This is a genomic window from Pseudoalteromonas sp. MMG012, assembly GCF_018100875.1.
Classification (GTDB): Bacteria; Pseudomonadota; Gammaproteobacteria; order Enterobacterales; family Alteromonadaceae; genus Pseudoalteromonas; species Pseudoalteromonas aurantia.
In genome coordinates, this window is sequence record NZ_JAGJEF010000007.1 from 24010 (window position 1) to 49014 (window position 25005).

At 41.1% G+C, this 25005-nt stretch carries 17 protein-coding genes; 11 read left to right on the forward strand and 6 right to left on the reverse strand.

Annotated features, from left to right (window positions below; all coding sequences use genetic code 11):
* Positions 1–2: 2 nt before the first annotated feature.
* The 8 genes from J8L97_RS03915 to J8L97_RS03950 all read left to right on the forward strand — a co-directional run bounded on the left by J8L97_RS03915 (position 3) and on the right by J8L97_RS03950 (position 17774).
* The gene (locus tag J8L97_RS03915) at positions 3–9845 is read left to right on the forward strand and encodes a non-ribosomal peptide synthetase (protein ID WP_211047946.1); all 9843 of its coding nucleotides are present in this window, start codon (positions 3–5) and stop codon (positions 9843–9845) included.
* Positions 9846–9980: 135 nt separating this feature from the next.
* Positions 9981–11228, forward strand: coding sequence for an NAD(P)/FAD-dependent oxidoreductase (locus tag J8L97_RS03920; RefSeq protein ID WP_211047947.1), 1248 nt, complete (start codon positions 9981–9983; stop codon positions 11226–11228).
* A 214-nt stretch (positions 11229–11442) separates the two neighbouring features.
* Positions 11443–12504 (forward strand): hypothetical protein, encoded by a 1062-nt coding sequence (locus J8L97_RS03925; RefSeq protein ID WP_211047948.1) that lies wholly within the window; start codon positions 11443–11445, stop codon positions 12502–12504.
* Between the two features lie 58 nt (positions 12505–12562).
* On the forward strand, positions 12563–13615 hold the full coding sequence (locus J8L97_RS03930) for a hypothetical protein (protein WP_211047949.1): 1053 nt from the start codon (positions 12563–12565) through the stop codon (positions 13613–13615).
* A 31-nt stretch (positions 13616–13646) separates the two neighbouring features.
* Positions 13647–14570, forward strand: coding sequence for a hypothetical protein (locus tag J8L97_RS03935; RefSeq protein ID WP_211047950.1), 924 nt, complete (start codon positions 13647–13649; stop codon positions 14568–14570).
* Between the two features lie 45 nt (positions 14571–14615).
* The gene (locus tag J8L97_RS03940; protein WP_211047951.1) at positions 14616–15572 is read left to right on the forward strand and encodes a hypothetical protein; all 957 of its coding nucleotides are present in this window, start codon (positions 14616–14618) and stop codon (positions 15570–15572) included.
* 136 nt (positions 15573–15708) lie between these two features.
* Complete coding sequence (locus J8L97_RS03945) at positions 15709–16728, forward strand: hypothetical protein (protein WP_211047952.1); 1020 nt, start codon at positions 15709–15711, stop codon at positions 16726–16728.
* Positions 16729–16823: 95 nt separating this feature from the next.
* Positions 16824–17774 (forward strand): hypothetical protein, encoded by a 951-nt coding sequence (locus tag J8L97_RS03950; protein WP_211047953.1) that lies wholly within the window; start codon positions 16824–16826, stop codon positions 17772–17774.
* 386 nt (positions 17775–18160) lie between these two features.
* Here the strand turns inward: J8L97_RS03950 and J8L97_RS03955 are convergent, their stop codons facing one another.
* The 3 genes from J8L97_RS03955 to J8L97_RS03965 all read right to left on the reverse strand — a co-directional run bounded on the left by J8L97_RS03955 (position 18161) and on the right by J8L97_RS03965 (position 20003).
* Complete coding sequence (locus J8L97_RS03955) at positions 18161–18676, reverse strand: DUF2141 domain-containing protein (protein ID WP_211047954.1); 516 nt, start codon at positions 18674–18676, stop codon at positions 18161–18163.
* A 267-nt stretch (positions 18677–18943) separates the two neighbouring features.
* On the reverse strand, positions 18944–19345 hold the full coding sequence (locus J8L97_RS03960; RefSeq protein WP_211047955.1) for a hypothetical protein: 402 nt from the start codon (positions 19343–19345) through the stop codon (positions 18944–18946).
* 64 nt (positions 19346–19409) lie between these two features.
* Entirely contained in the window at positions 19410–20003 is a 594-nt protein-coding gene (locus tag J8L97_RS03965) for a class I SAM-dependent methyltransferase (RefSeq protein WP_211047956.1), read from the reverse strand.
* A 105-nt stretch (positions 20004–20108) separates the two neighbouring features.
* On the opposite strand from J8L97_RS03965, the gene J8L97_RS03970 reads away from it, so the two are divergent.
* Positions 20109–20918 carry an AraC family transcriptional regulator gene (locus J8L97_RS03970; RefSeq protein ID WP_211047957.1) on the forward strand — a complete coding sequence of 270 codons (810 nt, stop codon included), beginning with the start codon at positions 20109–20111 and terminating at the stop codon, positions 20916–20918.
* A 71-nt stretch (positions 20919–20989) separates the two neighbouring features.
* On the opposite strand, the gene yiaA is transcribed toward J8L97_RS03970, so the two are convergent.
* From yiaA to J8L97_RS03985, 3 genes are all read right to left on the reverse strand, one after another.
* Entirely contained in the window at positions 20990–21421 is a 432-nt protein-coding gene (gene yiaA, locus J8L97_RS03975) for an inner membrane protein YiaA (RefSeq protein ID WP_211047958.1), read from the reverse strand.
* A gap of 130 nt (positions 21422–21551) precedes the next feature.
* Positions 21552–22913: a carboxylesterase gene (locus tag J8L97_RS03980; RefSeq protein ID WP_211047959.1), complete on the reverse strand. Its 1362-nt coding sequence runs from the start codon at positions 22911–22913 to the stop codon at positions 21552–21554.
* A gap of 1 nt (position 22914) precedes the next feature.
* Positions 22915–23658: a helix-turn-helix transcriptional regulator gene (locus J8L97_RS03985; protein WP_211047960.1), complete on the reverse strand. Its 744-nt coding sequence runs from the start codon at positions 23656–23658 to the stop codon at positions 22915–22917.
* 132 nt (positions 23659–23790) lie between these two features.
* On the opposite strand from J8L97_RS03985, the gene J8L97_RS03990 reads away from it, so the two are divergent.
* Positions 23791–24138, forward strand: coding sequence for a hypothetical protein (locus tag J8L97_RS03990; protein WP_192509549.1), 348 nt, complete (start codon positions 23791–23793; stop codon positions 24136–24138).
* 29 nt (positions 24139–24167) lie between these two features.
* Positions 24168–24971 (forward strand): DUF2145 domain-containing protein, encoded by an 804-nt coding sequence (locus J8L97_RS03995; protein WP_211047961.1) that lies wholly within the window; start codon positions 24168–24170, stop codon positions 24969–24971.
* Positions 24972–25005: the final 34 nt, after the last annotated feature.

Sequence of the window (25005 nt, forward strand, 5' to 3'; positions counted from 1 at the left end):
CTATGTTGTCGCTATTGAATGAGCTAAAGCAGAATAATCTATCAATCTGGTTACAAGATGGTGGTCTTGAGTTATCTTTTGGAAACACCACGCCTGATGCTGCATTGATTGGTAAATTAAAAGCACACAAGCCTCAGCTAATGCAGTTTTTAGAGCATCGGAAGGTGTTTTCTAAGCAGCTGTTTAACCAGCTAACAGAGCTCAATCGTGCACCACTTTCTTTTGCGCAAGAACGCTTATTGTTTATTGAACAACTCGAACAAGGGACCAGCGCCTATCATATTCCATATTTAGTCGCGCTAGATGACCATACCTCTATCGATATATTGCAGCAAGCTATCACGCATGTGGTAACACGTCATGATGCACTCAGAACCGTTTTTAAAAGCGATCAAAACGGCGACTATCAAACCCTAATTGATTACACCCTAGAATTGCAAAGTCGCTTAATAGATAACGAACATGATGCTTTAAACGCTGTAGTACAAGAAGCGATTCATACGCCTTTCGACTTAAATAATGAAGCAAGTATTAGAGTATTAGCTTGGCATACAGACACGAAACAATACTTGCTATTCATTTGGCATCACATTGCTTTTGATGGCTGGTCTACAGAAATATTTATGCGGGATCTACATCAAGCATATTATATGCGTGAAGCCGGTAAAGAAGTGCAACTCCCTGCAGTTGAGTTAACTTACCGCGATTATGCCAATTGGCAAAGAAATCACCTAGAAGGTGAAACGCTTGAGCAACTGCTCGATTACTGGGTATCACAATTTGATGGTGTTGAACAACTGACATTGCACAGCGACTTAAATCGACCTAAAGAGTTTTGTTACCAAGGTGCTGATCACCCAATACAGCTTGGTAAAACTCGTTCAGATAAACTAAAAGATCTCGCGCAGCGCCATGAAACAAGTTTATATGTCGTATTAATCAGCGCATGGGCACTCACTTTAAATAAAGTAAGTAATCAATCTGAAATCATTGTTGGGACTCCATCTGATAATCGCCATTACTCTAAAACTCAAAACTTAGTCGGCTTTCTTGTAAATAGTTTACCACTCAAGATATCTGCAAACCCAGCGTTAAATTGGGTAGAACTTATTAAGCAAACACACCAAACACTCATTGAGGCTAAAAGCCATCAAGACTTACCGTTTGATAAGCTGATCGATGCACTCAAATTAACCAGAGATCCCGCACAACACCCTTTATTTCAAGTGATGTTTAGCCTAGAACAGTTCGCCAATAATAGCGAAGATAGTCAACAGTTGTTTGCGCCCGTTCCACAAGAACAAATAAAAGCGCTTCATAAAGTGGCAAAGTTTGATATCAGCTTACTGTTACAAAATGCCGATTCAGGTGTTTTCGGTGATTTAAATTATAGTACTGCGGTATATTCAAAGCCGTTTATCGAGGCCCTTAGTGAGCGGTTTGTGTGCATGCTCGATAAACTATTAGACGATGAAACTCAGCCTATTTCTACCGTAGCAGGGCTATTAAATCATGAGCAATCATTACTACAAAGCTGGAATAACACTGAGCGAGCGTTTGATGCCACCTTCGACCTAGCAACATTATTTGAGCAGCATGCCCAAGCAACACCGAATGCCATTGCCATTGCAACCGCTGACGGCGAGACCTTGAGCTATCAAGCTCTCAATCACCGTGCAGATACCCTCGCAGCCTATATTGTTGAATCACACCCTGATGCCGACACCTGCTTACCTGCTGATTGTCCCATCGCATTGTATTTTGAACGCAGCGTCAACATGCTCGTTGCCATATTGGCCACTCTTAAAGCCGGTGGCGCTTATGTGCCTGTATCTCCTCAATACCCACACTCTCGTGTTGAGTTTATTTTAGAAGATACACAAACAGCTTTAGTACTCACTGATACAACACTCTGTGATACTTTGGCACCGATGCTTGACCAAGCTCAGTGTATTAATGTGGACCTGTGTACCGACCCATTGGTCGATATTACCCTGACTCGACCTAATAACCTCGAGCGTTTGGCCTATATCATTTACACCTCTGGGACCACTGGCACACCAAAAGGTGTCATGCTGAGTCAGCGTAATGCACTGTATTACCTTGATGCGTTAACACACGCTCTTGGCAAACAATACCAACGTATCGACTTCTCATCTAACTACTGTTTTGACTTATCTGTTACCACCACTTTATGCCCGCTGTTACACGGACAACAGATCTGCTTATATACCGGTGATATTCTCGATGTCGACGCTTACCGCGACCATATCCGTACACTTAATGTACAGTTCGTTAAAACCACCCCGAGTTTGGCATTGTCTATTTTCCCTGACAGTGACACTCAAGTTGCAACGCTCATGCTTGGGGGCGAAGCCCTCACTGAGCAAAATGTACAAACACTCGCCCCCTATTGCGATGCCATCTTTGATGAATACGGCCCAACCGAAGCCACCGTTGGCGCGATGCTCGCGCAAGCCTATCCGCGCCAACATCAGGGCATTGGTAAACCCTACAGTAATGTGCAGTTGCATGTATTATCTGATGCCTTATTACCTGTGCCTATTGGTGCGCCGGGTGAACTCTATATTTCGGGTTGTGGTGTCGCTAAAGGATATTTAAATCGTGACGAGCTCAATCAAGAACGCTTTATTGATAATCCGTTCTCTCATCAACCTAACCATACACGACTGTATAAAACCGGTGACTTAGCGCGTTGGTTGAATAACGGCGATATTCAATACTTAGGTCGTAACGATGAGCAGGTTAAAATCAGGGGCTATCGTGTTGAACTCGGTGAGATAAGTGCCGTATTAAGTGCACTTCCTGAACTTAAAAATGCGGTGGTGATTGATGTAGCACACAATGCAGGCCAAGCTTTAGCTGCCTATCTCGTGCCGCACAATGCTGACGAAGTAGACATTGCACAATTACGCGTCAGTTTATCGCAGCAGCTGCCTGAATATATGGTGCCTAGTAGCTTCACTATAATTGAAGACCTGCCATTAACTGGCAACGGGAAACTCAATAGAGCTGCGCTCCCTACTCCCACCTTCACTGATGAGAACAACTACGTTGCACCTCGTAATGAGCTAGAACAACAACTGTGTGACATCTGGCAGGAGGTTTTGGGAATTGAACAAGTCGGCATTGAAGATAACTTCTTCCAAATTGGGGGAGATTCCATTGTCAGTATCCAACTTGTGTCTCAGTTAAGAGAGCTAGATATACAACTGCAAGTAAAAGATATTTTCAATGCACCTACACCAGCACGTCTTGCGTACTTGCTAAAAACAAGTAATACGACCCAGCGTCATATTGATGCTGAACAAGGTATGCTCACTGGCACATTTGAATTGCTCCCCATTCAACACTGGTTTTTCAATAAAAAGTTAGCCAATGAGAATCACTGGAACCAAACTTTTGTGTTAGCGCTGCCGCCTTTAGTCAGCTGTGAAACGCTGCATAACGCATTCATTAAACTCGCAGAGCAACATGATATTCTTCGGTGCCAATTTCAAGACTCTGATGAGGGCGTGGTACAACAATATCAAGCGCATTTCTCTGTACCGGATATTATCGAACGAGATATATCAGAGTTAAACGACGATCAATATCACGCATTAGCCACACAGCTGCAGAGTGAATTCAATTTAAAAACGGGACCATTATGGCAGGTGGCCAAACTGTCTGACACCGCAAACAATACTGATTATCTATTGTGTGCTTTTCATCATCTCATTATCGACTTTGTATCTTGGCGGATCATTATTGAGGACCTCAACACGTTGTTAACGGGTAAAAACCTAGCTAATAACAAAACCAGTAGTTACCGCCAATGGCAAACAGGTCTCAATAACTACCTTACGGAGCATTCTAAGCAGCGCGTGTATTGGCAAAAAATATTAGATCATAATAGCGCACCATTGCAGCCAATTGCATCGCAACAGCAAGTGCAATTAACTTTAAGCCAAACCACATCTAACCTATTTGTTACGCAAGCTAACCATGGCTTTAACACGCAACCTAGAGATCTGATCCTAAGTGCACTTTCTAGCACATTGACCAAATTAACAGGCAATAAAGACAACTTAGTGATGCTGGAAGGACATGGACGTGAAGCCATTGATGACGCGCTAGATGTCTCTCGTACCGTTGGATGGTTTACATCGATTTACCCCGTACTGTTAACAACCCGTGACAGTCAAACACAAACGATTATTGACATAAAAGAGGCGCTAAGTGCAATTCCTGACAACGGCGTTGGTTTTGGTCCATGTTATTTCTCAGAACAACTTACTGGCTCATTACCCACCATTTGCTTTAACTATCTTGGTCAAGTAGGGAGTAACAGCAAACAGAAAAAACCTGACGGTGCATACTTAGTAGATAAGCACTCTGGCAGTGCAATTTCACCAACAAACACCTCTGAATTCGCCCTGGATATCAATGCCGCAGTGGTAGCCGATAGTTTGACCATTAACGTCAATAGTCAGCTTAATAATAACCAAACGCAACAGTTCCTTGCTGAGTTCGAACAGCAGTTACTGACAACGATTGAACTCTGTTGTGAGCAAGCCAAGTTAGGTAGTACAAACACTCCAAGTGACTATAAGTTAACCAACATATCAATGTCACACTTGCAATCTTTACAGCACCGCTATGCTATTGAAGCCCTCTATCCTGCCAATAATTTACAGCAGGGCTTTGTGCTGCATCAACTGAGCTATCCCGAAGATGTGGCGTATCGAGTTCAATCTCAAATGCAATATTTTGACGAAATTAATCTAGAAAAATATCGTCAAGCTTGGGTTTTGACTTCTATGCGGTATCCCGCATTGCGCACCGCTTATGATTATCAGCAAGCACTTGTGCAAATCATCAGTAAAAAGGCGGGTGTTAATACACACAATTATGACGTCGTTGATTTAACTCATCTCTCGCCAGAGCTACATGACCAAGAAATAGAGAAGTTAGAGTATGAGATGTTACATACCCCATTTGATTTCTCTCAACCAGGGCTATTAAAACTCAAATTAGTCAAACATACCGAGCAACACTACAGACTTTTAAAAACCGAGCATCATAGCATTTGTGATGGCTGGAGTGGCCCAATACTCATGCAATGTGTGCATCAGTATTACAGCGTATTACTGCGTGATGTTGTACCTTCGGTGATACCTGATGAAGCCTACCATTTAGCGCAAGCTCACCTGCGAGATACGCAAACCCAAACGCGTAAATTCTGGCAAAAGAAGACGAAAGAGTTCGTTGCAGCAAATGATTTAAACAGTATGTTTTCCATCACGGTCGACTTGGAGAAATTACGGGTAAATACTACGGCAAACGAGATTAGCACTCGTTTACCCAATCATCACTACGGTGCATTACAGAATATTTGTAGTAAACAAGCGGTGACGCTTAATAGTGCAATTCAATTGGCGTGGCACAAACTCGTGCAAATTTACACACGGGACGAACAAACAATTGTAGGCACTGTCGTTGCCGGCAGAGAAATGCCTGTGCCTAATGTTGAGCAAAGTGTTGGTGCCTATATTAATACCCTACCATTGGCGATTAATTGGGATAACAAGCTCAGTATTTCTGAACAGCTCACCACTATCCAAAATGCGATTTTAGAATTAAATAGCCACAGTAATATTGGTCTCGCTGAATTACAAAATAACGGCGAACGTTTATTTCATAGTCTGCTTGTATTTGAAAACTATCCCAGCATGGATGATCCACAAGCGCAGCAACAAGCGAAAAAGTGGCAGTTTTCAGCCAGCGCAGAACGTGTAGAATTTCCGTTAACGCTTGTGGTAAAAGAGACCGAAAGTCTTGATATTACTTTGCAGTATAACCAACAGTGGCTTGCACAATCACAGGCGACAGTATTAATAGATCAATTGTTACTTATTCTTGCTCAGATAGGGCAAAAGCCTAACCTAGAGCATGCACACATTGACATATGCACAGCTGAGCAACACTCTCAGATTTTAGCTGATTGGAATAATACCTTCGCAGAGTTCCCACATGGCACCACCGCGCATGAATTAATAACGCACCTTAGTAGACAGTCACAAATGCGTGACGCAGTGGTTTGCAATAACGATCGAATAAGCTATGAAGATTTAGAAATACGCTCTACCCATTTAGCACACCGCTTAATTGAGGTTAAGCGCGCTCAAGCGATTTCTGATAATGACGACTTCCCAGTTATACTGTTTCATAATAAGCGAATAGACTCGATTGTCGCCATATTAGCGATATTAAAAGCCGGTGGCTGCTATGTGCCTATCTCACCAGATTTTCCCGCACAGCGTGTGCAGTACATCGCGAATGATTGTCAGGCAAAAGTTGCGATAACCCAACACGACACACAAGCGTCTTTACAAAGCTGCTTGGCGGGTGAAAGTCAGACAGTAATAAGCATATTATCTGATACTCACCATGAATCGGAATACACACAATTAACCCCTTTGAGTATACCTAGGGCCCCACACGACCTTGCTTATATCATCTATACATCAGGGACTACAGGCAATCCAAAAGGCGTCGAAATAAGTCATCAAAACCTCGTTTCCTTTGCCACCGATTCAAGCATTATAGACCGTAACCTACTACAAAATGTTGCGAGCTTGTCGAGCATAACCTTTGACGCTTTCATCTTTGACTGCTTTGTAACCCTCTGTAATCAGGGCACAATGCATCTGATTGACCATGGTAACGTTGTTGACCCTGACTTGTTAAAAATCAGATGTATTGAAAACGACATTGACACCTTGTTCATGACAACCGCCTTGTTAAACCGCTTTGCCAGTACCACCTTTTTTGTCGATACCCCATTAAAGCAAATCAATTTTGGTGGTGAACAAGTAGACTTAGATAAAGTGAAGTTAATTCAAGAAATTGCACCTAAACTCACGATGTACCATGCTTACGGCCCAACAGAAACATCTGTTTATGCCACCATCTGCAAGCTCAGCAGTAATACGTCATCAGCGCCTATTGGTCGTGCGCTTAATAATAAACAAGCCTTGGTGTTATCGCCTGCTGGCAACCTACTACCGCCTGGTGTTGTTGGCGAGTTGTATATAGGCGGCGTTGGCATGGCACGTGGTTATGTAAACAGACCTGATTTGACTGACACTGTTTTCTTAATCAATCCATTTGCAACACCGGAACATCTGCAGCGCGGTATGAACCGCATGTATAAAAGTGGTGATTTAGTTAAATGGAGTCAAGATGGGCAGCTAGAATATATTGGCCGAAATGATTTTCAAGTAAAAATTCGCGGCTATCGTATTGAATTAGGCGAAATCGAAAACGCACTACAACAATGTGACAACATCGTCACAGCAACGGTGCAAGTCTTCTCTAATGAGGAGTTTAAACGTATTGTCGCTTATGTCGTGATAGACGACAATGCACCATTTGATGCTGCCGTCATCTCACAACAATTAACACAAAAAATTCCGAATTATATGATGCCCTCGGCCATTCAAGCGATTCCCTCATTACCAATGACTGTGAATGGAAAAATTGATAAACGTGCACTCCCTGAGCCCAACTTCTCAACTGAAGCATTATTCGTTGCACCACGCAATGAAGTAGAACAGACGCTTGCTAAAATTTGGTGCCATTTGCTGGGCCTGGATAAAGTCAGTATTGATGATAATTTTTTCCAAATCGGCGGCGACTCAATTATCAGTATTCAATTGATGTCAGCAATCAAACAAAGTGGCTACCAGCTCACTACAAGAGATATATTTGAGCAGCCAACTATTCGCCAATTAACGCAGCAGGTCAATTCGAAAGACCCGTGTATTGAAATAGAGCGTGAAGAAGGGGTGTTAGAAGGAGAAGCAGGCTTACTGCCAGTTCAAAAGTGGTTCTTTGAACAACAATTCGCGCAGCCAGCGCATTTCAATCAATCTTGTTTGATAAAGCTACCCGAACAGACAGACATAACGCGCGTTAATGACGCCATATCATGGTTACATTCTCACCATGATATGTTGCGCGCACAGTATACGTTTGACAACGAAGGGGTCATCCAAAACTACCAAAATCTAGAATGTTGCCCGTCTCCAATCTTAGAAATTGTGGATGTGACTCACCTTGCTGACAACGATGTTCAAACCAAGTTAACCACGATGCAAAGCCAATTTGACTTGCAAAAGGGGCCATTGTGGCGTTGTGCTGTGCTCAATAACCATGTCGATAACACATCTAAACTGTATCTGGCTTTTCACCATTTAATTATTGATGGTATTTCGTGGCGGATCTTAATTGAAGATCTCAGTAAGTTTCTGTTAAATGCGCCTATCTCGGAAAAAACCAGCAGCTATAGACAATGGGCAACGACGTTAGAGCAATACCCGTTTGAGCAACAACAGCCTTATTGGAACGACGTGTGTACAAACATATCTACAGCACCAATTGCACAAGAAGTGGTACGCACACATTTTAGCTTTGATACTCACCTGACGCATAAGCTCCTTAGAGAAGCCCCTAAAGGCTTTAGCACCGAAATTAATGACTTATTGTTAGCAGCCTTATCTTTGGCACTCAATAAAACGTTTGACCAAACATCAAGTCATATTACCTTGGAGGGTCACGGTAGAGAGCAATTAGCAGAAAATATCGATATCTCTCGCACCGTTGGCTGGTTTACCAGCATGTACCCTGTGCGGCTCTCGTCACAACATACAATCGCCGATACCATTATTAATACCAAAGAGATGCTGAGAAATATTCCAGATAAGGGCATTGGGTTTGGTGTGTTAAATTCTAAACAGCTTTTAAATACCAGTGCGCTACCAAACATTAGTTTTAACTATTTAGGCCAATTAGATACGAAGAAATCATCAAAAAGTGAGGGGCTATCCCTGCTGTCCGAGTCCGCCGGTTTGGCCAGTGATCCGCGTAATGTCGATTTAATGGCCTTAATTATCAATGCAGAAGTTCGAGTTGGTCAATTGCAAGTTAGTATTGCCAGTCGACTCAGTGATGCGCAAAGTGACACATTTAAAAACCAGTTTAAAACCGCGTTAGAGCAAGTTATCAAGGAAGCATGTGACGCAGCTGCTCAAGGCGGCTTAACCACCTTATCAGATATTGACTCAGTGCTAAGCTATAACCTAGATCAACCCTCTACTCCCTGGTTCTTGCTGCCTCCTGGAGGGGGTGGTGCAGAAAGCTATATCAACTCGCTTGTACCAAAACTACAAGGCCCTTGCCATTGTTTTAACAATATTTACGCCGCTCAGACTCAGCAAGATAGCGGGTTTGCCGTTCAATTTTATGACTTTTCAAGGCTAGCAAGCCAATATGTACAGCACATCAAGCAACTCCAGCCACAAGGTCCATATCGATTATTTGGTTGGAGCTTTGGTGCAACGCTCGCTGTGGAAATCGCGAAACAATTAGAATATGCAGGTGATAAGGTCAGTCATTTGGTGTTTGCAGACCCGTGTTTCAATTACCACATGGTAAATAATGAGATATTCAACACTCACCCTCATTTAGCCGATGTGATACCAGACAAGATTAACTACGAATATACCCCCGCTAACAAGTTAATAACCAACGCTCATACGGTTGTGCTTAAGGCGACCAGCAAAGTGATACCAAACGAAGACGCTGAAGATCGGGATAAGCAGTTATTAGTGGAGCATTTACTTAATTACTACTTAACAGTCCCTGATAGCTTTTTGAATGAAGTCGTCGACACTTCACAGCCGAGTATTTTGACTTTGAAATCCAATCATAATGATTGGATAAAAAATCCAGAGGACATCATACAAGTTACAACACTATTAAACACACTCGCCTCTTAACAGGGCAACAGAACATTAATACAACAAACAGGATGGCTAACATTTCAAGTTTTAAGAAGGTTAGCTATTCCACACCACAGTATTTAATTTGTTGTATTTATTTTTAATAATATTCAAGCGATTAAGGAATACTTAATGATCAAGGAATTCGTAGACGTACTCATTATTGGTGCTGGACCAGCAGGAACTATGACAGCGGCTAAATTAGCCAAATCAGGCTTAACAGTCAAAATAGTTGAACGCAGTCACTTTCCCCGCTATGTGATCGGTGAAAGCTTATTACCACAAAGTATGGCACACGTTGAAGATGCCGGCTTTATGCCTGCGTTACTTGAACGCGGTTATCAAAAAAAGATAGGCGCCAACTTTAAGCAGGGCCCATTTCAAGAGTTTTTTGATTTTTCGAATAACTATACCGAGGGATGGACATGGACTTGGCAAGTACCACGTGATGACTTTGATAACGTACTCGCACTAGAAGTTCAAAAAATGGGAGTTAATATCGAATTTGGTACCACTGTGACCAATGTTAACTTCGAACCAGAACACCCTATCGTTCAAGTGGTTGATGAAGCTGGTACTCATAAAGAAGTGCAAAGTAAGTTTGTTGTAGATTCGAGTGGCTATGGTCGAGTCTTAGCGAATCACTTAGACCTCAATGAACCGTCATCATCGCCTGTCAGAGGGACTATCTTTGCCCAGTTCAAGCCTGAAAATGGGGTTGTTGAAGGTGAAGAAAATGGCAAAGTGACCATTTTAGTGCATGCAGAAGATGTGTGGATTTGGTTTATTCCATTCTCTGATGGCCGTGTATCAGTCGGCTTTGTTGGAAACCCTGAGGTATTAAAAAGTCCAGACGGTGATGATGAAACGCATTTCCTCACACTACTGTCGCAAAATGAAAATGCCTCACAAATGATCGAAGGGCTTACTCTATGTATGGCGCCAAAAGCCATCCATGGCTACTCAAAAGGCATCAAACAGCTATACGGTAAAAACTACGTGTTAACCGGTAATGCCAGTGAGTTTATCGATCCCGTGTTTTCTGCAGGTGTTATGTTTGCCATCGAATCTGGTGCGGTCGCAGCAGATTTAGTCACAAAAGAGCTTAATGGCGAGCAAGTTGACTGGGAGCAAGACTACCAGCAACACATGCTGTCAGGCATCGATGTAATGCGTACTTATATCGACAGTTGGTACGACGGCAGGCTTAAATCGTTATTTTTTAGCGTCGATAAGCCAGAAAAAATCAAACGCCAAATCACTTCTGTGTTAGCAGGTTATGTATGGGACAAGAGTAACCCATTCGTAAGTCGTAGCGAGCGCACCATTGATTTATTTGTTGAATTAACCTCAGGGAAAACTGAAACGAGTTCAGCATAACGGCGGTGTAAGACTTAAATAGCAAGCTCTGCTCGCTTGCTATTTAACACAACTAATTACAGAAAATATATAACACATGTAATTAGTGAGTTCCCCCCGACTGCATTTAGTTGCTGAGAATACCGATAGTGTGACCACTATTGGCGACTCGCTGTGCTCTAAAAGCAAAAGGATATTGAAAAATAAACTAAAAATACTATACGGAGATTTAAAAATGAGTTTACTGAAAAAACCTTTAACGCTGATATTTGGCTCAATCGCCTTGCTAAGCTGCGCTACTCAAACGGCTTATGCCGGTCAATACAAAACCATTCTCATTCATGGTTTTCAAGCAGACCAATTAGCAAATGCAAGCAATACTGACGTTGCGTTAGACGGAGAGCAATACTGGTCATCATTTTGGTTAAATCACGCTGATGAGCGTATTGATTGGCCATCATATGAACGTCTTGAAGGCAAAATAGCCACTGATTATATTTGGCCAAAACTACAGCAATTATCACGTGATAATGTCTGTAACCCAGGGTGTGTCTTTGTTACCCATTCAACCGGTGACCTTGTCGCACGCTATATTTTAGATAATCAAGCAAACTGGCTAGAAAATGCATCTATGCAGCCACTTAATATCGTGGCTACATTTGACTTAGCAGGCGCAGGCGGTGGCAGTGAACTTGCCGATATCGCAGTCAACGCAGCAACTGATCCGTCCGCTGTTGGCAGTTTAGTGAGACAGGCCATTGAGTTGTGGTTAGGGGAAATCCCACAAAGTGGTTTAGGCGTATTACATGATTTGAAAGTTAATAATGCACGTCAAACAGCACAACTACCAAGCGATAATGCACCTCGTTTACGCTTCGTCGCTGATGACAGCGATTTCCTAAATCTCACCTCTCCTTTCATCGCTGGTAATGATGATGGGGTGGTTGCAACACACTCATCATGTGGTGCAAGCCGTGCCGATAGCTTTGGTAGCTGCTCAAGTAATATTGATTTAGACGGCCACCTTAAATCACAAAGTGACGCAGTATCTGGGTTCATGCCATATCACTACCCACTGCTAATGAGTGATGAATATAGTCACGGCAACATTACCGACTCAGCATATCAAGGCACCGTTGCACCAGCAACAGTCCAGATCAACTTACCGGGTTACAAAAACATTTCATACAACACATATGAAAAAACAACGGGAAGCTGGTTTTGGGAAAAAACTTACCGTTTGGTGAGTGAATCTAAACAACAAAGCTATTCAACACTTATTTTGAACTCGCTTTAATCTATTTGGACCGTGTGGCAATCATAATGATTGCCACTTTTTACGAAGTATCCAAACTATGAAGAAATACGTATTAGTTTTTTCTCTGCTATTCATAATGGCACTTGTTGGCTATGTGTGGTTGGACCAAAATACCGGTGTCACTACACCTAACGTATCAACTGTTGGCATGCCAAATTCAGACATAACGTTGCCACCTAAAGTGGCACAACCTGCATTAAAAACAGCTGAAATAATAAATAAGCAAGCACTCCCTCTTGCACAAGCAGCCCAAAATATCGTGCCTATGTATGCGCATACATTAACGTTTCCGCCATACTCACAACCATTGTCACACAATGACTTTACGTTACTAAACCCGAATCACTTTTATCCGATAAAGATGCCCACCAACGATACCGGCAGTGAAATCTCTTTGGCGCTGAGTAAATATAGATATCACCCGCCTGAAACGATTGAATACTTACTAACTGGTGATATTACCACGGCACAAATTATCATTTCAGATCAAACGAGCAGCACTGTTCTAAGTCAGGTTCAAGTAACACCTGTAAACGGGGTTTACAGTGGTAAAATTGCAGGTAAATCAAGCTGGCCAGCATCCTTGTCTTTTACCGTAAAGGCACAAACGCCGGAAAACCAAGTTAACTTAGTTGCCAACTTTCAATATCAAGCACCCTCAGCAACATTAGTTAAGGTCCACCCTCCCTATACCAAACAAGCTGATATGGTGTTTGACCTAACACTCGATGTTCACCAGAAAGGCATATACCGAGTAAGAGCAAACTTACTAGACCAAGATAATAACCCTATTTCTCACTTAGTCTCAAAAGCGCGTTTAAAAGATGGCTTACAAACAATCAAATTGGCGGCCCATCAATCGGTGTTCTTTCAGCAAAGCTCTGCAAGTACTGCTACACAGTTCATTTTGACTCAGTTTGTAATTGAAAAAATGAGTTCATTACCCGGCGAAAAAGCACAATTTGGAGATTCAAAAGTTAAACAGTATGACATAAACGATTTTTACATAGACGGATTGGACCGACAGGATTATCAACCATCCGCCCATGAAAAACAGAAGCTCGCATTTTTAAAATCGCTAGCAGAATAATTAATCATTAAACTCAACATAAAGGACTAACATGAAATTGTTATCAAAAATACTGACGTTACTCGCGTGCACATCCTGCACCACCTTAGCCGTTACCGCAGATGATGTACTAGAAGCGCGCAGTAATGACTACGCCAGCGCCTCCAGTACCTGCGATCAATTAGGATCCATTCTCGGTCCTGGTAGAAAAGTCGTTATCGTAATGCAAAACAATAACTGCTACGTGCCTGGCTTTACTGCAGGACCAGAAGTTGCAGAGCTGTATAACAGCGTGCGTGATGTGGTTAAACCACAAATCAACCTGATTGAGCATAACTTCAAAGAGACCATCACCCAATACGTTTACAATGCCTCAGCGCAAGCCGATGCAAGTGTCAAAAGTATTACCGCGCGTGTTGAAGGGAGTATCCATATGAAGATTGATGGGGTGATAAGCAGCAATGGTACCGTACCTGTGACACTGAATAATTTCGATATCCACGGTATTGGAAAAATGAAAAAGTACCAGCTGGGTATGGGTATTTCAATCTATTTGCACGTTAAGTATGAGAATGTCTCATTAAAAGGTCACTACAATGTAAATACCCATACAATCACCATTCAAAACAACTTATCGCACTTTAGCCCCCGTGTTTATACCGATGTTAAATTACCTTTTTTCTTACGTATTCTTGATAAGTTAACGCCACCTATCATTGAAAAAATTAACCGTGAGTTTAATCGAATCGTCATCGATACATTCGAGTTTTTAGGGGTCGATATGAGCCGTAAAGTACCGCAAGCAATTCAACATGTGGCCCAAACAATCCCGCAGTCAATTGTACCTATAAAGTCTCTAAACAACCGTCGTGTTGGTGAGCGAGTGAAGTACACCATGATCATGGATCATGAAAATTTTGAAATTCGCGATGAACGCAATTGGATCAAACTGGGATTGATCAGTATCCGTTTCTAAGCATTCAACATAAAACATTTACAATCAAAAAAACAGGAAATTACGATGAAGTTAGTTATACCCGCATTGGCACTTTTTGGGTCTCTTTTCGCTCAAACACTCCATGCAAGCAACCTAAAGTATTCAACTGGTGATGTAAAACCCACATCAACCCAGTCTGTGAGTACATCAAGTATTACATGGGATTCTCCTTCTTGTCGGCGTGCAACCGCCAATATCGGCACTGGTAGCAATCACATCATTCCTATGGTGTTAATGAACTCCAATGGTGAATGTTTGATTTCTCCCAATGGTGCACCAAGAGAAGCATACGAGCAGTTTGCTAATCAAATAAATCCGCAAATTGATAAATTAGAGCATAACTTCAAAGAGATGATCACTCAATTTGTCAATAACGCCGCAGCACAAGCTGATGCCAATGTAAAAAACATTTCAGCTGAGCTTGATGGCCCAATGAAAATGAGCATTAATGGCGTGGTCGACGCTGATGGGTTTGTGCCTGTCACTTTTAGTAACTTTAATATTCATGGTGTTGGAAAGTTACGTAAGTATCAGTTAGGCCTGCGGATCCATATATACATTCACATCAAATACAAAAACATGGTCGTTAAAGGAAAGTACAATGTGTTCACTAATGAGTTAATTCCTGAACACAATATCTCAAGCTTCCAACCTGAGGTATATAGCGATGTTGATTTACCTTGGTTGTTTGCAATTATTGATGCAATTACACCTGCTATTTTTGAAAAGTTAAATATTGAGTTTAACCGTGTCGTAACTGATATTTTTGAATTTTTTGGTGTTGATATGTCTCAAGATATACCAAAAGCAGTACAACATGTTGCTGATATCATCCCGAGTACCATTATTCCAATTAAAGCGTTAGAAGACAGCAGAGTCGGCGAACGCGTCTCCTATACGATTAGCGTTGATAGAACGTTTGCAGCACTCAGTGATGGTCAAAACACCACCACGATGCAGTTAGTCCCTGTTTTTTTCTAATCTAACGTTACCAAGTACTTCCATATAACAGTGTGCGCTTTGTTATCAAAGCGCACACTTTCAAGCACAGCTATCCAATCAAGGAAGATAGCAACTTTAAAGTCCACTATATATTAAAACACGAAAGGAATATTCAATGAAATTCACCCTACCCGCTATGCTCTTGTTTGCTGCATTTGGTAGCCAAGCCAATGACTTGGCAACGCTAGACTACCAATCAATTAGTCACCCAGATAATCACTTAGAATCGCTAAATATTAGCGCTAAAAATTTTGATGATGTCGCAGCGCTTACACGCGCCACCACTAGCGGGGTTTCGTGGGATTCAGCATCTTGTCGAGATCTCACGTCCAATATTGGTGGTGATGACATGCCTTATTTTCCGGTCATTTTAGTCAACTCAAATAACGAGTGTGCCATAGGTCTCCACGGTAGTGGCAGCCCCATCATTGATATGTATACATCCGTTATGGCGGAAATAAACCCGCAAATTGATTTAGTTGAGCATAACTTCAAAGAAATGATAACCCAATTTGTCAACAATGCCGCAGCTCAAGCTGATGCCAATGTAAAAAACATTTCAGCTGACCTCACTGGAATCATGAAAATGCGCATAGATGGCATAGTGGACCCTCAGGGCTATGTGCCTGTCACGTTCAGTAACTTTGGCATCCACGGTGTAGGAAAGCTGCGCAAATATCAGCTTGGTATGAAAATAGATATTTATATAAACATAAAATATAACAATTTGACTATGAAAGGAAAATACAATGTACACACAGGTCAATTAATTGCGAATCCAGATATATCCAGCTACCAACCTGAAGTGTACACCAAAGTAAGATTGCCTTTTTTCCTAAGAATTCTTGACGCTATCACACCTGAAATATTCTACAAACTTCAAACAGAGTTTGGTCGTGTCGTCACTGATATTTTTGAGTTTTTAGGTGTCGATATGTCACAAGATATACCTCAAGCGGTTCAGCATGTTGCCAATATAATCCCTGACACAGTGGTCGAAATTAAGCCGTTAAATCAGTATAAGGTAGGCGACCATGCTTTTTATGAGATCAATATAAATCGTGGATATGCATCACTCTCAGATGGACATAACACGACGGTCATGCAAGTCGTACTTTTCCGCTTAGGGCATTAATAAATACGGAGGGTTCATCAAATGACCCCTCCTATTTAAAATAATAATAAAAAAAACAAGCCACCATATAACCCATAACTTTAAAGGAATATAAAATGAAAACCCTTTTTTCATCGATACTACTGTTTATAGCCATCCATAGTCATGCATCGAGCCTTGAGACACACATTAGCCAACCAACACCTCTCGTACTGCAGAGCTATCAAAATACCGCTTCTCCCCCCCATATATACACATGTAAAGGCATCTGGAAATTAATGGATAAAGGCGGCCCAGGCAATGACCCTATGATGTTAGCCTATTCAGATGATGAGTGTGTTGTTGAACGAAACGGTCCCATACAGAGCACATACAACGCGATTATGGACCAAGTGCTCCCGCAATTTAGACGAGTCGAAAGTAACTATAAAGAACTTATCACACAATTTATCTATAACGCTGCTGCGCAAGCAGATGCTAATGTAAAAAATATATCAGCCAATCTGACAGGCCTGATGAAAATGCGCATTGATGGTGTCGTTGACTCACAAGGTTATGTCCCTGTTACTTTTAGTAACTTTGGTATACACGGCGTCGGTAAGCTAAGAAAATATCAGCTCGGGTTTAGAATCCATATTTATATTAACATTAAATACAACAACTTGGTCGTAAAGGGAAAGTATAACGTGCATACTGGTCAGCTCATTGCGACCCCAAGCATTTCAAGCTACCAACCCGAAGTTTACACTAAAGTGAAATTGCCTTTCTTTTTGAAAATCTTAGATGACCTAACTCCTGAAATTTTTAATAAACTCCAAACTGAGTTCGGTAGAATCGTGACTGATGTTTTTGAATTTTTTGGGGTCGATATGTCACAAAGCATTCCACAAGCTATTCAGCATATCGTTAACATTGAACCGGAAACGTTTGTACAAATAAAGCCACTTAATGGTTACAACGTCGGTGAGCATGTATTGTATGAACTGAATGTTAGGCGTGGGTTTGTTTCTATGAAAGACGGTGACAACACCATCTCAATCGAATATATGCATACCCCAAGGAGGTAACAAAATAGGCATGGGTATTAAATACCCATGCCTATTAAAAAACCAAGTAATTTAAAATAATTAACTGCAAATACAAATTAAATAACTCACTAAGAAAATCCACTTAATAATCTAGCCAAATAAACCTCCACCAACTCACACCCATCATGACAAAAGCTCTGCTGTAAGGCGTCTATTGCAAATACATAACTAACCTCAGGTTTGGATAAGGGTTTTGGAATAGGAAATATTTTGTAAACAAACTTACGTACAATCCAATGATGATATTTTGTTCAATATCAAGGCGCTTTTATGCAGTAATAGCGGGCTATTACAAATGAAAACAACGCCAAGAGTGAGAAAAATAGCTTTATTGGGCAAATTCGCTTATCCAGAGCTGAGGTTAACTACATGCCGACTACTTTTTTCAAATGTGTGGCTAAACGTAAGTCAATTTGAGATGTCGGAGCACCAATCTCAACCAATGCATCTTCAAAATCCCCTTTACTAAAATTATCATAAACATCATTCGATAACGCATACGGTTCGCTTGGCATTCCTGTAAATGGGAAAAGCATGCGATCTAGTCCTCCATCAGCATCTTCATCATGGATCACATTGATTGCGTACTGTCCGGCAGGCACATTCTCAAATGTAATCAGGGTATTTGGCATAGTTGGGGTAACTATCTTTTTTAAGTAAAACTTAGCTTCAGGATCATTAATGTTTAGGTCTGCATGATAATCTCCACTATTATCATGGATCATCACTATTAATTGGCCATCCGTATTTTGTACATTACTAATATTAACAATCAGTCGTGTCGGCTCCCCACTCCCATCATTGACACTTTTGTAACTTGTTGACTGGCAACCCGATAACATCAGTAACCCACACAGTGCTATTAAAGGTCGTTTAAACATTGAGTATTCCTTACATTAATTGAGTTTATAGCTAACAGTAACACGTTAAATTTGTAAACTTTATGTTTTAATTCCGCTTATTTTGTAAGAAACTGTAGACCCTTATCTAATCGCCTACACACTCTTTATAAAGTCCCTCGATGTGTTAATGAAATAACACACTGAACTGTAGTAACAGCTTCACACACGCTGAACGCCTTTATAGTCTACGTACTTTTTCAAGACCTTGGCAAGTTGATATGTTCTTCGTCTTTTTTTATAAATAAATCATTTTTCATAGAAAAGTTCAGGCAAATTTTCAAGCAAGTTCAATTTGTAAACAGGGTTAATAGCAGCGCCCAATATCATACCAATTTCACCTTCTTGCCACTCATGTCGATAAATTGGTGTGATATCCTGTTCCACATATCGTTGCCAAGTTTCTTCTACTACATTCGCCCAAATAACATACCCCATTAATATCTGGGTCGCTTTATCTCTCATGAAGTGACAAGTACCTTGATTAATCGAATAGTCTATCAAGCGAAATGTTTCCAGATCAGTAGACTGGTTTAATGCAGCTCTAAAGCGCATAACTGCAGCAAGGGTTACATCATGCTGTTCATTAGATAACTTCCTTAGTAGCTTATCTATATTGTCAAAATACTGAATTAACCTAACAAAAAACACTAAATTGGTGTCTCCCCAAAATTTTGGTTCGATAAAGCATTATTATGACTTTACATTGCGCCACCTATTTGTCTGTACGTTTGAGTGCTTCAATGATCAAAAACTCCCCTTCACTTGATACATGGACATTTTTCACAATACTCTCAAAGCCGACACTTTGCAGCCGTTCTTTAACCCCAGAAAAAGTCTTCAAATTTACGTCAACCATCAAATCCCCCGAACTAGGCGCATTAACATCCTCACATAACCAAATTCGACCGCCTCGTTTTAGTCCTTGAAAAATTAATGACAACGCCAACTCAGCATTTTGCCAATGATGTATCGAAAATGCCGCAATAACCAAATCTAAAGAGCCTGTGTTTACCTGCAACTCTTCAGCACCTGCTTTGATAAATTGAAGTTGTGGAAAACGTAAATCAGATTTTTTTTGTCTGTTTTTTGCCCGTTCAATCATCGTATCGGTTGGATCAAGTGCCAGCACCTGAACCCCCTCTGCACTTTGTGCTAAACACATACTTAGATACTCACCACCACACCCAATTTCAGCAATGTGAAAGTTGTCAGCCACCCCAGCTAAGGTCGGTATTTCAGTATGAAATGCAAGCTCTCCCCATTTTTCATCATAAGATAACGCGTGTTCATTATTCCAGTGACTCATCTGATAAACCTCAATTCATTTTGTGTAACTGAAGTTTCGCTTAGTTCTCCTTTTCTATATAGTGCTAAACTTTGGTTTAAATCGGCTTATTTTTGGTTTTTGATTTTGACCTCATACATACACATAGATTCTGGCTTCTCTGATATATCAGAGTTAAGTCATGATGAACATCATGCCCATGAAGATTATATCGTCACTCTCATGGTCGCAGGTTATGTCAAACTCAAGGGCAAGCAGTGCGTCAACATTACCCCTGGTATGCTGACGCTCGTGCCTGCGGGTATGCCGCACGCGCTACTCGAAGGAAAAAACATGCAAGTGCATTGGCTAAGTTTCTCTGGCCGCTTTTTCCAATTAGATGAAAAAAATGAGTTTATGCGATCATTTACAGCTATAAGGAATGGCGCGTTGCCTATTTGCAAACTTGCTGAAGAGCGGGTAAGTTATGTCACTTCACTATTTTTGGAAATCCAAACTGAGCTCGCCACAGGCAAATCGCATAAAGTATTAGAGAGCTTAATTTATCTCGTGCTCAATGAAGCCAACAAAGCATCAGAATTAACCGCAATTGAAATCAATGGCCACACAAAAATTGATAAAGCGATGCGCTACATACAAGCACATAGCTGTGAAGGGATCTCATTAAAAGACGTTGCGCATGCTCTGCATATCAACTCGGCCCATCTTGCGAGTAAAATGAAGCAAGCTACGGGGTACTCGGTAGGTCAGTGGATCTTAAAATATCGGTTAAAAATGGCAGTGGAGTTGTTGCTAAATACCGATGAGATGGTAGAACTTATTGGCTATCAAGCTGGCTGGCGAGATGTGACACACTTTATAAGACAGTTCAAAAAGCAGTATCAGCAAACCCCTTCTGCATGGCGCCGTACTAATAAAAATCAAACGCACGATTAAACGTTTGACACAACAACGCTTCAACTTACTCAGAACGATACTTAGCGGGTAAGTATCGTTCTATCATGACCTTACTTAACCTCTTCCACCAGCACGCTAGGTGCTTGGGACTCTTCCAGTACCATCGTATCTCGAACATTTTTTTGTACAGTAATTGCTGAAAAACCACTCAATAGAAACGCCATGGTATAGAACCCTTTTTCACTCAATAATAGTTCTGCGTGATATAGCCCGATGCCCAGCATAGCAATTGCTGCGCCCACAGCTACCCAACACATTAAAAGGTAGGGCTTTGAAATAGTCTGCCCCTCAAGTTTATCTCGCACCGTTTTTTGTAAGGACACAAATGAAAATAGCCCAAATAATAAAATTGCAAAATAATAGCCTTTTTCGTTCAATTGCATTTGAGCATTCATCAGGCCAATTAAGAATCCGAATACACCCGCTAATAATGCAAAAATTGATGCCAATCTAAATGCTTTGGTTGGTTTACTTATAGTCATCACTTACTCCGTTATTAAATTGTACGCCCTGTAAAACGATAGAGTCAGTATTGATAACATCAGCATATAAGTAAACCTATTTAAAGAAAGGTCAATATTTTTCGACTTTAAGTATATTAATTTAATACCTTCATTGCGTGATTTTAATAAACTGTGTTAGCGCGTCAGTCATTTGTTCAAAGTAAGGGTTAAAGGTCAGTCGCTGTAACTGGGGAGTGTCATGCAGTGTTTCCACCGTAGTTTCACCCAATATTGGGGTGTCTGTTTGTTTACAGACTCTGTAGTTATCAGTCCCCATTAAATGCTCACAGTTACGATATGCTCCACCCCAGCCATAATGTGGATTGGTTGGTGCGTTAGTCGTTGCGGTGTGGGATATACCTTTTATAGAACCACAATAATCGTCACCTCGACATTCTGTGGGGTTATACACTGTTATACTTCTGGATAATGATTTAAGTCGAGCGTTTTCACCATAGTATATCATCGTATCTTGCTCTTTGCTTTTACGTGCACCACTGAGGTGCCAATGCGTCAACAATGACAATGTGCTTTGCGTATCTATAGTCTGATCAGCCTGCGCAGCAACCAAAAATAGCGGTATATCTGGCACATAAGTAAGCTTTTCGGGCTGAATGCGCTGCATTAAATTATGCACTTGCGCAGCTGCGTTAAATGGAAAAGACTCATACTTTGCAAAGTCAATGTCGCCGCTGCTTTCCATATAGTCTTTAAACCATGCCATATATTGCGCCGCCCACGCCATACTCGATTTTGCGCGACTGGCAGGCGACCACAACATCACCCCCTTAATTTTCGCTTCTTCGGCCACAGTCAAGTCGTGCTGGTTAAGATAATCGATGAGTAATGCACCGCCGGTAGAGAATCCCCCCAAATACACAGTGTCAAAATCTTCTAACATCGCTGCAACGGCATAGCGTGTTGCAATACGCCATTGCTGATGTGACACATCCACCAATGCTGAAGGTGCGGTACCGTGTCCTGGCAGTAACAATGTACGTACAGTGATCCCTTGCTGAAAAAACTGTTCAGCTAAATCATGAAACAAATAAGGTGAATCGGTTAAACCATGTATCAACAAGACACCCCTATGCGTTGGCTCTGACTTATTTTTCGGTGCATTGAGCTGAAAAGGCGAAATTAAGTCCACCACCTGTAGCGACTTGTCGCCATACAAATGCGTGCTAACCGATGTTGCTATCGGGCAAGGCAAGCGACCTTTAGGGTTTTCAGCAAGAATTCTATTGCGTTCATACTCTAAATAATCTGAAAACGGCCCTTGCTTAGAAAAATCAAAAAACGGCATTTTTTCAGGCTCTAATGTTTGCCGATACTGCCCAGAATCAGCCAGAGACTCAATATGCTTCATATTGGTATTAAGTGACACGCAATCCACAATATGGGCTTGAGCGTGCGACTCGCCTGAACTCAACAACAGTAAAGCGAACCCAAAAAATAGCGTATTCTTCATATTATATATCCTTCTTTCTTCTGAATTGTTCAAACAATGAAGGTTCCCAAGGACGCATAGCAAATAATAATCCCATATGTTCCCTTGTTGATAATGGTAAACTGGCGTCTTCTTGGTTCAAAATAGCTGACTCTTTAGTTAATTGATTAAGTTTGCGTTGAATAACTTCAATCGAGGATTGTGAATATCGACCACGCAAATAAAACCTAAAACTATTCGGCTCATCAAACTTACTCGCCATAAAACGATGTAATACTTCTTGTTCCATGAACCGCTCTAACGGCCCGTTTTTTAACCACCTGAAATCTTGGGCTATCAATAGCTTATAGTGATTGTTAGGGAGTAGCTGTATTAACTTTATTTTATCTAAACGCGCAAAAAGTTGGATCAATTCAAATTTATCAATTTCATAATGCGCTATGATCTCTTGAAAATCCCACGCATCTCTTACACATACCGCAACCAATAACAATTTTGGGTTATCGATTAATTCTTGTTCTTGTTCAAATGTCAGCTCAGTTAACTGACTTTGTTGCTTCTGAGTAATAGAAAATAAATCGGATAAGTTGATCTGCAATAGATTACAAATCTGTTCTAAGCGTTGCAACGTAAAGCTCTGGTTTGCAAAAATGCGTTTGATATTCGCTTCACTCATATCTAACTCACCTGCAATATCTTTGTAGGTCATCTTACGCTGTTTCAACAGCATTTTTAATGTGTCGCTCACCAACGAAATTTGACTCATCAGTCACCCTAAATCATAAAAGAATATTATTACAATACTTTAAGTCGTTTATTCTAATACATCAAGCAATATGGTTTACCTAATGAATACTATCATTTAAGTTAGGTGCAACTTAATCACAGGGAAACTACTATGAAAACATCAACTCTTTTATTCAGCACATTATGTATCCTATCCTCATTTGTTTGCGCTGCGGAGTCTGCCTCTGAACATGCCAGTACAGCAAGCAAACATGCTGCATTAGCATTGGGTCATAGCACTGTATCAGCAGGACAGGTTGCCAGTGGCATCGTTGCTGTGCCATTGCTCATTGCTGGCAGCACAGCTTCAGCGTCACATGCAGTCGGTACTAAACTCATTGACGCTGCAAGTGGCACTCATCGCCATTCTCACGCGCCTCAAGATACACCTTTAGAAATAACTGAAATTACCATTACGGTTGATAGAGCACCGAATGAAGCGATTAAAAATCAAAACTAAATCGAGCGACTAAAATAAAAGGCGGTAATATGACTACACGACTTGCTATAACGTTCTTAATACTTCTCTATCACGGTTCAACATATGCAGGCAGCACGCAAACCAAGCACACTCGCTTTGATGCCAGCACCATCGCTTTGTTTGCAAAAGATGTTGAAAAATACGCGGCAAAAAATGGTGCTCGCTCATTCATTATAGCTCGGCGTGGACAGCCAAAAAATAAGTTACCAGCAGGCTTTCAATTTACTCATACCGCAATTGCAGTTTATTCACAAATACAGTTAGACAGCGGAGAAAGCGTTAAAGGTTATGCAATACACAACCTCTATCAAGAACAAACATATGCAAACAAAAGTTTATTAGTTACGGATTACCCAGTTGATTTTTTTTGGGGAGCTGATTCATTAACAGCCGGTATTGCTATCCCAACCATTGAATTGCAAACCCGACTAATAGCAGCCATTCAATCTGGGGTAAATAAGTCGCTTCATAACCCTCATTACTCTTTGATTGCTAATCCATTTAATAACGCATATCAAAACTGTACTGAACATACGCTAAATGTCATTAATGCAGCGCTATATCAAACAGATAATATGGCGCGCTTAAAAGCGAATGCAAAAGCATACTTTCAAGCAACCCCAGTGAAGGTCAGTCGTATCAAATTAGCATTAGGAAATTGGTTTGCCGACGGAGTTACCACTAAAGATCACGACAAAATAATACAGACAGCTAGCTTTACGAGCATTGCTCAATACTTACAAGAGTTTGGTTTGCTTAAAAACGCCGTGATTTTTGAGCACAAAAAAGGCGCAGTGCCTTTGTTTAATTAACATTTTGTTAAGCGGGCTAAATAAAAAGCCCGCC